The sequence below is a fragment of the Flavobacterium sp. genome (genome assembly GCF_024642105.1).
Lineage (GTDB): Bacteria > Bacteroidota > Bacteroidia > Flavobacteriales > Flavobacteriaceae > Flavobacterium.
Window position 1 is genome coordinate 1 of record NZ_JAHEBT010000010.1, and the last position, 12,230, is coordinate 12,230.

11 protein-coding genes are annotated in these 12,230 nt (G+C 32.7%); 5 read left to right on the forward strand and 6 right to left on the reverse strand.

The genetic code is table 11. The features are described 5' to 3' along the window. The 4 genes from Q0L65_RS03430 to Q0L65_RS03445 all read right to left on the reverse strand — a co-directional run. Positions 1-596 (reverse strand): NAD(P)-binding protein (locus Q0L65_RS03430; protein ID WP_296683459.1); only part of this gene is annotated, 596 nt, incomplete at its 3' end. A gap of 45 nt (positions 597-641) precedes the next feature. Further along, positions 642-1,202 (reverse strand): gluconate 2-dehydrogenase subunit 3 family protein, encoded by a 561-nt coding sequence (locus tag Q0L65_RS03435; RefSeq protein ID WP_296683461.1) that lies wholly within the window; start codon positions 1,200-1,202, stop codon positions 642-644. Positions 1,203-1,739: 537 nt separating this feature from the next. Continuing rightward, the gene (locus Q0L65_RS03440) at positions 1,740-2,126 is read right to left on the reverse strand and encodes a glyoxalase (protein ID WP_296683464.1); all 387 of its coding nucleotides are present in this window, start codon (positions 2,124-2,126) and stop codon (positions 1,740-1,742) included. Positions 2,127-2,130: 4 nt separating this feature from the next. Next, the gene (locus Q0L65_RS03445) at positions 2,131-2,403 is read right to left on the reverse strand and encodes a DUF3817 domain-containing protein (protein ID WP_296683466.1); all 273 of its coding nucleotides are present in this window, start codon (positions 2,401-2,403) and stop codon (positions 2,131-2,133) included. Positions 2,404-2,507: 104 nt separating this feature from the next. Here Q0L65_RS03445 and Q0L65_RS03450 point away from each other — a divergent pair, with 104 nt between their 5' ends. From Q0L65_RS03450 to Q0L65_RS03470, 5 genes are all read left to right on the forward strand, one after another. Beyond that, positions 2,508-3,035 carry a DUF6155 family protein gene (locus Q0L65_RS03450; protein WP_296683469.1) on the forward strand — a complete coding sequence of 176 codons (528 nt, stop codon included), beginning with the start codon at positions 2,508-2,510 and terminating at the stop codon, positions 3,033-3,035. A 105-nt stretch (positions 3,036-3,140) separates the two neighbouring features. Then, positions 3,141-4,679, forward strand: coding sequence for a DEAD/DEAH box helicase (locus tag Q0L65_RS03455; RefSeq protein WP_296683471.1), 1,539 nt, complete (start codon positions 3,141-3,143; stop codon positions 4,677-4,679). Positions 4,680-4,714: 35 nt separating this feature from the next. Further along, entirely contained in the window at positions 4,715-6,046 is a 1,332-nt protein-coding gene (locus tag Q0L65_RS03460; RefSeq protein WP_296683473.1) for a DEAD/DEAH box helicase, read from the forward strand. A 204-nt stretch (positions 6,047-6,250) separates the two neighbouring features. Continuing rightward, positions 6,251-8,170: a DUF294 nucleotidyltransferase-like domain-containing protein gene (locus tag Q0L65_RS03465; RefSeq protein ID WP_296683476.1), complete on the forward strand. Its 1,920-nt coding sequence runs from the start codon at positions 6,251-6,253 to the stop codon at positions 8,168-8,170. A gap of 2 nt (positions 8,171-8,172) precedes the next feature. Further along, positions 8,173-8,769, forward strand: a complete 597-nt coding sequence (locus Q0L65_RS03470) for an exonuclease domain-containing protein (RefSeq protein ID WP_296683479.1) — start codon at positions 8,173-8,175, stop codon at positions 8,767-8,769. A 52-nt stretch (positions 8,770-8,821) separates the two neighbouring features. Here the strand turns inward: Q0L65_RS03470 and acs are convergent, their stop codons facing one another. Both acs and ilvC read right to left on the reverse strand, forming a co-directional pair. Then, entirely contained in the window at positions 8,822-10,729 is a 1,908-nt protein-coding gene (acs, locus tag Q0L65_RS03475) for an acetate--CoA ligase (RefSeq protein WP_296683483.1), read from the reverse strand. Positions 10,730-11,127: 398 nt separating this feature from the next. Next, positions 11,128-12,230, reverse strand: a 1,103-nt coding sequence (gene ilvC / locus Q0L65_RS03480) for a ketol-acid reductoisomerase (protein ID WP_296683485.1), incomplete at its 5' end; no start/stop codon positions are given.

Genomic DNA, 12,230 nt, shown 5'->3' on the forward strand with positions numbered 1-12,230 from the left:
ATTCTTTCTTTTACTGATTTTTCAACACAGTTCAAATCCATTGGTGGAAGAAAGTGACCATCAGGTAACATTGGCCAACCTTCATTTTGCCCACTGATTCCAGCAAATTTTTCTGCATAATCATACCAAGGTGCTAAATCTTTATAACGAATAGGCCAGTCATTTCCATGACCATCTTTTTTGTTATCTTCAAAATTAACATCACTAAAACGATAACTTTGACGACCCCACATTAATGATTTTCCTCCTACGTGGAATCCTCTATACCAGTCAAAACGTTTTTCTTCTGTATAGGGACATTCTAAATCATTTACCCACCATTTTTCATTGGCTTCTTGATACGGATAATCTCTAATTTGAACTGGATGAGTTCGTTTTTGTTCCTGTGTCATTCGGCCTGCGTGTTCAAAATCCCATGGATTTTTCATAGCAGATTCATAATCAGTAACATGTTCTATGTTCATTCCACGTTCTAACATTAAAACGCGTAAACCTTTTTCAGTCAATTCTTTTGCAGCCCAACCGCCACTTATCCCTGAACCTATAACGATTGCGTCATAAGTATTTTGTTCTTTTAAATTGGTATTGATATTCACGATGTATATTTTTTTGAGTTTAAACTAATTTGTACAATTAATAGGTTATGAAGTAGCCCAAGCTTTTTGGCCTGGTTCCAAAGGTGCATTTCCGTCATATCTACCCGGAATTAATAAGTATTCACGAGCTTGTGTACATCCAATTTCAGATGAATAATATCCTAAAATGGTTAAATCTCTAGCAATTACAAAGAATGAAGGTTGTCTGTGGTTAGCAACAGCCTCATCTCTAAGCGTTGTAACAATTTGTTTACGTTCAACATCGGATAATGAAACAAAGTTTTTTCCGAAAGTTTTGATACAATTTTCATCCATTGCTTTTAATCCCGTTGCAAACAACTCTTGTAAATTAGCAGGATAACAATCTCTAATCATTTTCGGAATAAAAGCGCCTAATCCAGCTTCTTTTGCTCCTGGACAAGCTGCCGTGGTTGGAATAATAATTTCAGCAAATTCAGCCAGAATTGCTTCGTCAGATACTGAAAAGTTAACCATTTTAGATTTATCTAAAACTGTAAAACTTTCGAATAAAACGCCCATTGTGGTTGCTGAAATGGCTCCTCCCATTAAATAGGCAACTCTTTTTAGTGCTTCTCTTCTTTCCATTTGGTTTATTTTAATGTGTTAATTAGTATGTTAATAGAGTGTTATTAGTTACTTACAATAATAATAAATAAAAAAACAGATTCGCTTTTTTAATGTTAATTTGTTGACAGAATTCAATTTTTTTCATTTTTTTAAGACATTCTGATAAAAAAGTATTGAATAATATGATTTTTTATAGCTTTTATAATTACATATTTATGTTTACTCCTTTATTGAATTTGAAAAAAGTAGCATTTTTTCTCTTTATCAAGATTTATTTGTAATCATAAGATTACATTTTTAATTTCAGAATAACTTAAAATCATTTTCAATGCGTTAAAATGACATAATAAGATTTGTACTTATCAACTCGTTCGTATGAAATTCTAAAAAAATAAAGTAAATCTTTAGAAAACGATTTCGTTTCATGAAGGTAAAATTAACTGCTTTATGCAATAAAAAGAGAGTTGCAGAAAAAAAAGTAGATTGTTTTTTAAATTAACCTGCTGATTTAAAACAATATAATCAAATATACTAGCCGTAAAAAGTAGATTAAAATTACAATAATTGCAGTTGACTTTGCAATCTTTCAATAAGCATTGCTCTTATTCTTTTATTACAACTTGAAATAGTATTAGAATAAAAAACACATTCATCTGAAGTAAATAATCCTAATACAATACCTTTTAGTGTATTTTGCAATTGAATATCTTTAGTAATTATCGTTTCAATAGTGCTCATTTTTTTATCTACTGAAAAATTATTGAAAGGAATATTATTTTTCCTAATGTAGTTTTGGAAAACAAGAAGAATTAAATCATTTTGCAATTTCAGAATAGGACGCAATGTGGTGTTCTGGAATACCTCTTCTACAGAAGATTCATCACTAATTTTCCCTAATGTTCCTCCACGAAATTCTTTTAAAAATGAGTCTCTTGAGTTCATAATTTTATTTTAAATATTTTTTATCTATATAAAATGTCCCAAAAGGAATTACCGATGCGATACTAATAATACCCAACGTTTTAAAAGACCAATTGGATTCTATTTTTTGCATAATTGCCATAATAATATAGGCAACGAAAAGAATTCCGTGTGCCATTCCTATGATTTTAACAAAAATAGGCTCATGAAACATATATTTCATTGGCATTGCAAATAACAATAATAGTAGGAGGGACGTCCCTTCAAGTAAAGCGATTATTTTAAAAAACTTCAACATCAATTTATTTTATGAATTTAATTCTCAAAATTAAGTAATAACATTGATTTTAGGTGCATGAATTCCTAAAGTAATTTACCTTTGCCAACTTAGCATCGATAATTATGAGCAAACGCGATTTAAAAAAATATTTATCTGAATTGAACAAAGAGCAATTGGAAGAACAAATCATAGAATTGTATGAAAAATTCAATCCAGTTAAAGTATATTATAACTTTGTATTCAATCCAAAAGAAGACGCTCTTTTACAAGAATGTAAACTCAAAATTTCGAACGAATATTTCCCCATAAAAAAATTAGGACGACGAAGTAAACCTAAAATGAGACGTTCGGTAGCTCAAAAGTTAATCAAACATTTCATAGTTTTAGGTGTTGATCCATTTGTTATTGCTGATGTAATGCTCTATAACATTGAAATTGCTCAAACTTATTCAGGAGAAAACCTCATAAAACAAGAGTTATTCTACAAGAGTATGTTCAATTCCTTTGAACAAGCGGTAGAATTTATAATTTCGAATGGTATTTACAGCGAATTTAAAACAAGAATTAGCACCATTTACCAAGAAACATTACATCAAAAATGGGGGAATGAATATGAGTTTGAACGAATTATTTCTCGTTTAGAATTCTAAATCATTTCGTGAAACTTATTTTTTAATTGAAGGCTATTTTTTTAAATTAAAAATAGCCCAATAACTGTTTTTTAGGCGTACTTTTGCAAAAATCTAAAAACAGCAATGCCTCAAAACACTTTAGAAACAGAATTTGAAGAAAGAAAGGAACTCTATGATTACCAAAAAGGAGACATAGACTCTATTTTTGAGCGCATAGATAATGCCTCTCCGCAACATCATTTATTGTATCAATTGCCTACTGGTGGTGGAAAAACTGTTATTTTTTCTGAAATTGTTCGTCGTTATATTAAAAAACACGACAAAAAAGTAGTGGTGCTAACACATCGAATCGAATTGTGTAAGCAAACGTCTAAAATGCTAAAAGGTTTTGGAGTGAAAAACAAAATCATCAATAGCAATGTAAAAGAGCTACCTGATCAAAATGATTATTCGTGTTTTGTAGCTATGGTTGAAACGCTTAAAAATCGTATCAACGATGAAAAATTACATTTGGATAATATTGGATTGGTTATTATTGATGAGGCGCATTACAATTCGTTTCGAAAACTATTAAGTTCTTTCAAAAAAGCCTTTATTTTAGGAGTTACAGCAACTCCTTTAAGTTCCAACATAAAATTACCGATGCACCAAAACTACGATGAATTAATCGTAGGAGATACTATCCAATCGTTGATAAACAAAGGCTTCTTAGCAAAAGCTATCACTTACAGCTACGATGTTGGCTTGACCTCATTAAAAGTGGGTATAAACGGAGATTACACTGTAAAATCATCCGATGATTTATATACTAATATGGCGATGCAAGAGAAATTATTGCATGCGTATACCGAAAAATCACTAGGGAAGAAAACCTTAATCTTTAACAATGGAATCAATACTTCACTTTATGTTTATGAAACGTTCAGGGAAGCAGGTTATGATGTAAGACATCTTGATAATACGAGTAGTAATGAAGAACGTAAAGATATTTTACATTGGTTCAAACACACCCCAAATGCTATTTTAACTTCTGTTGGAATTTTAACTACAGGCTTTGACGAACCAACGGTTGAAACTATAATATTGAACCGAGCTACTAAATCATTAACATTGTATTTCCAAATGATTGGGCGTGGTTCTCGAAAATTAGAAAATAAAGACGAATTTACGGTTATAGATTTAGGGAATAATGCCGCGCGATTTGGACTTTGGAGTGATCCTGTCAATTGGCAACACATCTTCAAATCACCAGAGTATTATTTAGAAAATCTTCGTGATGATGCCGAAATTGAGATGTATTTTAAATATGAAATGCCTCCTGAATTACGAGCAAAATTTAGTAAAACCAAAGTGGTTACATTTGATATTGACGAAGAACATAAAATGGCCATTCGTCAAAATTTGCGTTCTAAAGTCGTATTGGAAAAATCCTTGGAACAACACGCTGCTATGTGTGTTGATAATACCGAAGATTTACAGTCAGCAAAAACACTAGCAAGAGAATTAGAAGAGGATATTGAATGTCGTGTAAAACGTTTCTCTAAATGTTTAAGCCAATGCAGTAAAAATTACCGCGAATGGTTAGTAGAAGATTATAAAATGAAATTAACGGTATTGATAGGGAAGAAGTACCGCGAAAAAATAATGAATGAAGCCGATTAAATTTAATGATTTAATCCTTTATAAAAACTGAAACCATGGCAAAACAATTTTCTGAATTAGGAATTTCAAATCCAATAGTACAAGCATTAACTGAATTGAAAATTGTTGAACCAACAAAGATTCAGCAAAAAGTAATTCCACAATTACTGGATAACACTACAGATATAGTAGGATTAGCAAAGACTGGTACTGGAAAAACAGCTGCTTTTGGATTACCACTTTTGCAATTAATTCAAATTGAAAAAGCGGTAGTACAAGCCGTTATCTTGGTGCCAACACGTGAATTGGGTCACCAAATCCATACTAATTTAGAACAATTTTCAAAAAATATTAACGGAATTTCTATTGCCGCAACCTGTGGAGGAATCCCTATAAAACCTCAAATAGAAAGGCTTAAAACAGCTACACATATTGTCGTAGCAACTCCTGGAAGATTGATTGATTTGATCCAACGAAAAGCAATTGATTTAAAAGAAACCCAATTTTTAGTTCTTGACGAAGCAGACGAAATGGTTAGTATTCTAAAAGAAAGTTTGGATGAAATTGTTGCTGAATTACCTAAAAAACACAGAACATTTTTGTTTTCAGCTACTTTACCAGGTGCTATAAAACAGTTGATTCAGAACTACTTATCAAAAAATGTAGTCGAAATTAGTGCTAACATGGAAACCATCGGCAATCAAGGTATTGATCATCAATATATTGTGGTTGATCCTATTGAAAAATTAGATGTTTTGATGCATTTTTTAAATTCTAGAGATGGTGAACGAGGCATTATTTTTTGTAAAACCAAAGCTGCTGTAAATAAACTAGCCAAAAATCTAGCCATTAATAAATTTTCATCTGGTGCCATACACGGAAGTTTATCTCAAGGAATTCGTGACCGAATCATGGGGCAATTTCGCGAAGGACATATTAACCTTTTGATTGCAACTGATTTGGCAGCAAGAGGAATTGATGTTGCTGACGTTTCTTTTGTGGTGAATTACCATTTACCAGATGTTTACGAAGCTTATGTGCATCGTAGTGGTAGAACGGCAAGAGCTGGAGCAAAAGGACTTTCGTTAACCGTATTGCAAGCTGAAGAAGTTGGAGAAATTGCTGATTTTGAAAAAGAATTAGGAATTCAATTTTCTGAGTTTAAAAAACCAACAGTAGCCAGTATTGAAGAAAATAATACTTTGTTGTGGGCCAAAAAAATCTTTAAAACAAAACCCAATCACGAAGTTGATTCAGAGCTAAAAACTAAAGTAAAAACTATTTTCCATCATTTAACCAAAGAGGAATTAATAGAAAAATTGTTGGCCAATCATTTACAACAAATGAATGGTACAACAGAACAGCCTGTTAAAAAGCAAAAAAGATAATCTTTTATATAAAAGACTGAATTCAGTTCTATTTCAAATAATTATAATATTGAACTATAATTTATATTATGTAAAATAGAATATTTCAAAAGCCTTATCTATCAACAATTAACCTAATAAATTAGTTAATAGTATTCTATTCTTCCTATTGCTAACACAGTATTATTTTTTTAAATTAGCATTCAAAATTTATTTCTAGAAAATATGAATACTGTTGCAGAGCATTTAGCCGACTTTTTAAAAAAATATCCGCCTTTCGATAATTTGAACTTTGAAGAATTGTCTGAAATTGCGACCAATATTCGAGTTGTAAATTTGGAAAAATACAAAACCTTATTCCAAATTGATGATAAATTACACGATTGCTTTTATGTTGTCGCTTCTGGTGTGATTCATTTGTCTGTTATTGCTGATGCTGAGGAAACTTTATTGAACAAATGTCACGAAGGCGATATTTTTGGGTTACGTCCGTTTTTTGCCAAAAACAATTACATGATGACGGCAAAAGCTCGTGAAGAAAGTATTGTATATGCCATTCCTATTGCTACTTTCAGACCTTTTGTAGCTAACAATCCTAATGTTTTAGATTTCTTGTTAGAAAGTTTTGCAACTAACACCAATAACCCGAATGATAAGAATATTCGAGGTAAACTCCTTTCAGACAATGTGGTCTATTCCGACCAACAATCTTCTGATATGCAGTATTTTCAGTCGCTAACCTACAATAGAATTCCGCTAACGACTACAGCTGATGCTATCGTTATGGACGTAGCAAAAACAATGGCTGAAAACCTTTCAAATAGTATTATTATTTGCAACAATAATAACATTCCTATCGGAATTACTACTCAGACCGATATGAGTACGAAAATTGCAACGGGTCGCTTCCCTATCACAGCTACCATTGATAAAATTATGTCGAATCCTGTTGTGACTGTAGTAGAAAACATTTCTTTGGCTGAAGCACAACTGGTAATGTTAAAAAACAATGTAACGCATTTGATAGCAACAACTGACGGAACCAATCAATCTGAAGTAAAAGGAATTATCTCCGAGCATGATTTAATTGTTTCGCAAGCCAATAATCCGGGTGTTTTAATTAAACAAATTAAACGTACTCAATCTGCTGACGATTTGAAAATGCTACGTGATCGATTAACTGATATTATTCAGAATTCTATTCATAAGAACATTCCTCTCTTCCATGTTTACAATATTGCCAGCGAAATTAATTTGGCACTAATCAAACGTTCTGTTGAATTAGCTATTTTAGACTTAGGCTCCCCTCCTGCTCGTTTTGCTTGGTTGTGCATTGGTAGCCAAGGTCGTAAAGAACAATTATTATTAACAGATCAAGATAGTATTTTAGTTTTTGAAGATGTAGTTCCTGATAAATACAGAGAGGTCAAAGATTATTTCTTAAAGTTAGCCAAACGTTCTACAGCCAATTTAGAAAAAATAGGGTATTCATTATGTCCAAATGGTCATATGGGCAGCAATACACTTTGGTGTAAATCACTGAGCGACTGGACAAACCAGTACAACAGTTGGATGAATACTCCAGGTAAAAATAGCAATGATTTAAGTAGTATTTTCTTTGATTATGAAATGGCTTTTGGAGAAGTAAAAATTGAAGAAGCAATTGAGAATGTGATTTATAAAAATGCTAAAAACAACACTTTATTCTTTGATTTTCTTGGTAATGATGCCTTACGAAATAATGCACCGCTTAGTTTCTTCAAGAAATTTATTGTTGAAGAAGAAGGTCCTAACAAAGACAAATTTGACATTAAATCACGCGCCTTACTTCCACTCATTGATAGTGCGCGTCTTTTTGCCTTAAGTTATGCTATCAAAGGTGTTAATAATACGTATTCTCGTTTCAAACAATTAGCCATCGCTGACCCTCGAAATGCTGAAATTTATATCAATTGTGCCGAGGCTTTTTTAACTCTATCGAAATTTAGAACTATTGAAGGACTAAAAAATGAAGATTCTGGACAATATATCAATTTGAACGAATTAAATAAAATGGATAAAGAACGATTGAAAAATGCGCTAGCTCCAATGAGAGAATTAGAAGAGTTAATTAAAGATAAATTCCAACTTACTCAATTTTCATAATTATGTTAGATTGGCTTAAAAATATTACTAAAGAACATCCTGAATTTTGGAAGGAATACTTATCCAAATTTGAAAAAAAATCAAATCGATACGTAATTCTATCTACTGAAAAAACAGGATTAAACCCAAGCAAAGATGTTATTTTATCCTTTGGATGTTTTGGAGTGGTTAATGATAGTGTTCTTATTGGAGATAATTTTGAAGTAGTTTTATTACAATACAAATTCCTTCATGATAATGGACTTTCTAACGAATTCATAGTAGAAAGTAAACTGAAAAAATTAGGAGAACCCGAAGCAATAGAAGCTTTGTTACAGTATATTGGTAATGCTACTTTGGTGGGCTATCGTATTGATACTGACGTTGAAATAATTAACACGGCATTAGAAAAATTAGATTGTGGGCGATTGAAAAATGAACCTCTTGATCTTGAAATTATGCATCGTAGGTTACACGATATCAATGACAAACAATTTACTTTAGATGAATTATGTACTTTATACAATGTTCCTGTAAGTGACAGAAATTCAGCTTCTGAAGAAGCGTATAAAATGGGATTGTTATTCTTAAAATTAAAATCACGATTAGGATTAAAATAAAAAAGGGGATTATCATTAGATAATCCCCTTTTTTATTTGATTTATTAATCATTTATAATTTTCCTGCTTTAATCTCCTCAATCACTTCTGGGTTTAATAATGTAGTCGTATCTCCAAAATTAGAGAAGTCTCCTTCGGCGATTTTACGCAAAATTCTACGCATAATTTTTCCAGAACGAGTTTTTGGTAATCCTGTAACGAATTGGATTTTATCCAATTTAGCAATAGGACCAATATGGTCTGAAATATGTTGGTTAATCTCTTTGCTCAAGTTATCTCGATCACGGTACTCCCCTGTTTCTTTCAAAATCACATAACCATATAATGCATTTCCTTTAATGTCGTGAGGAAAACCTACAATAGCTGATTCAGCCACCGCTGGGTGTTCATTGATAGCATCTTCAATTGGTGCTGTTCCTAAATTGTGTCCAGAAACAATCACAACATCATCGACACGACCTGTTATTCTGTAGTAACCCACTTCGTCACGTAAAGCACCGTCTCCAGTAAAGTATTTTCCAGGGAAAGCACTGAAATAAGTGTCTTTATAACGTTGATGGTCACCCCAAATAGTTCTCGCAATTCCTGGCCAAGGAAATTTGATACACAAACTACCTACTACCTGATTTCCTTCAATTTCGTTGCGTTTATCATCCATTAAAACCGGTTGAACTCCTGGTAAAGGAAGCGTTGCATAAGTTGGTTTTGTAGGTGTTACAAAGGCTAAAGGCGAAATCATGATTCCTCCTGTTTCAGTTTGCCACCACGTATCGACTACTGGACATCTTTTCCCTCCTACGTGGTCGTTGTACCAGTGCCAAGCTTCTTCATTGATAGGCTCTCCTACTGATCCAATTACTTTTAAAGACTTAAAAGGGAATTTTTGTACGTACTCCAAACTTTCTTTTGCCAAAGCACGAATCGCTGTTGGAGCCGTATAAAATTGAGTCACTTTATGTTTTTCAATCACTTCCCAGAAACGACTAAAGTCTGGATACGAAGGAACTCCTTCAAAAATTACGGTAGTAGCTCCGTTTAATAAGGGTCCGTAAAGAATGTACGAGTGACCTGTAATCCAACCAATATCGGCAGTACACCAAAAAATATCATTGTCTTCATAATGAAAAACATTTTTGAAGGTATAAGCAGTATACACCATATATCCTGCTGTAGTATGCACCATTCCTTTTGGTTTACCAGTTGATCCTGAAGTATAAAGGATAAATAAAGGATCTTCTGCATCCATTATTTCGGCCACATTATTAGTCAAAGCGTCATCTAAAAGAGGTTGTAACCATTGGTCACGACCTTCTTTCATATTCACATTGGTATTGGTTCTTTTGGCAACCAATACTTTCTCAACAGAAGGGCAATTCACTAAGGCCTCATCGATAATACCTTTTAAATCAATTGTTTTATTACCACGATAGCCACCATCAGAAGTAATAACCATTTTACATTCAGAATCAATAATTCTTGAAGTAACCGCTGAAGCTGAAAATCCTGCAAAAACAACGGAGTGAATAGCTCCTATTCTTGCACATGCTAAAACTGAGACTGCCAATTCCGGAATCATTGGTAAATAAATACAAACACGATCTCCTTTTTTAATGCCTTGCTCTCTTAAAACATTGGCCATTTTGCCTACTCGCTCATACAAATCATTATAAGTAATATGTTGTGCTGCTTCCGATGGATCGTTAGGTTCAAAAATAATCGCCGTTTTCTCTCCTCTTTTGGCTAGGTGTCTGTCGATACAATTCTTTACAATATTGACTTTAGCTTCTGTAAACCATTTAATGTCGGCTTCAGCCATATCAAAATCCACTACCTTGTCCCATTGTTGGTACCAAGTAAAATTTTCTTCTGCTATTTTACCCCAAAATTTTCTAGGTTCGCGAATCGATTTATTGTAGTGTTTGAAGTACTGTTCAAAGTTGTCGATTTTATAGTAACTCATGTTTCATTTATTTTTTATAAAAGTATTAAATCTATTGTTACCGTTAAAATATTTTATTTCATTAATTAATGTGAATAATTTAACAAAATAGAATAAAATCGGTTTTATTTAACAATATAGCTGATTTTTGTATTTTTTATTTGTTTTGATGAAAACTAAAAAAGCGAGATAGTACAAACTATCTCGCTTTTTACGAACAAAATTCAACAACAATTAGTTATTTGCTTATGTTAGGAATTACATCACTTCACTTAAAATTATAAGTGAAGTGATTGTAATTTGCATTACTTTATATCTATTAGTCTCAAAATTGCTAACTAATTCAAAATTTGGGATTTATGATGACATAATGCTGATTACCATACATTAAATGTGTAATTCCTGTATTGATTGTATTACTATACAATTTTTTTCATTGCAGTCATTGATTCTCTTAACCAAGCTCCCACTTCTTCAACTGGGTGGTTACGAATAATGCTATTCACTTCAATTAACTCTTTATTATCAACACCATTATTTCCGTTATTAAATGGACGACCTACTAAATTAGATGGTGCATTTTTAACGTATTCAGCAATTAATGGTTTACAAGCGTGGTCAAATAAATAACATCCGTACTCCGCAGTATCAGAAATTACACGGTTCATTTCAAACAATTTCTTTCTTGCAATAGTGTTAGCAATAAGTGGTGTTTCGTGTAATGACTCGTAGTAAGCAGATTCTTCAATAATTCCAGAATCAGTCATCGCTTCAAAAGCCAACTCAACTCCCGCTTTTACCATCGCTACCATCAATACTCCATTGTCGTAATATTCTTGCTCCGAGATTTCAAAATCACCAGCAGGTGTTTTTTCGAAATTAGTTTCTCCTGTAGCCGCTCTCCAAGCCAATAAGTTTTTATCGTCATTTGCCCAGTCTTCCATCATTGTTTTAGAAAAATGACCAGAAATGATATCATCCATGTGTTTTTGGAACAACGGACGCATAATGTCTTTTAATTCTTCAGCAGCATTGAAAGCAGCAATTTTAGCGGGATTTGACAAACGATCCATCATATTGGTGATACCACCATGTTTCAATCCTTCAGTGATAGTTTCCCATCCGTATTGAATTAATTTAGAAGCATATCCAGCATCTACACCTTCAGCTACCATTTTGTCAAAACATAAAATAGAACCTGTTTGCAACAAACCACAAAGGATAGTTTGTTCTCCCATCAAATCTGATTTTACTTCAGCTACAAAAGAAGAACGTAAAACTCCTGCTCTGTGACCACCAGTTGCTACTGCATACGCTTTAGCTTGTGCCAAACCTACTCCATTTGGATCATTTTCTGGGTGAACCGCAATTAAAGTTGGAACTCCAAATCCTCTTTTGTATTCTTCACGAACTTCAGAACCTGGACATTTTGGAGCACACATAATAACGGTTAAGTCTTTACGAATTTGCATTCCTTCCTCAACAATATTAAAACCGTGAGAATACGCCAAAGTCGAACCTT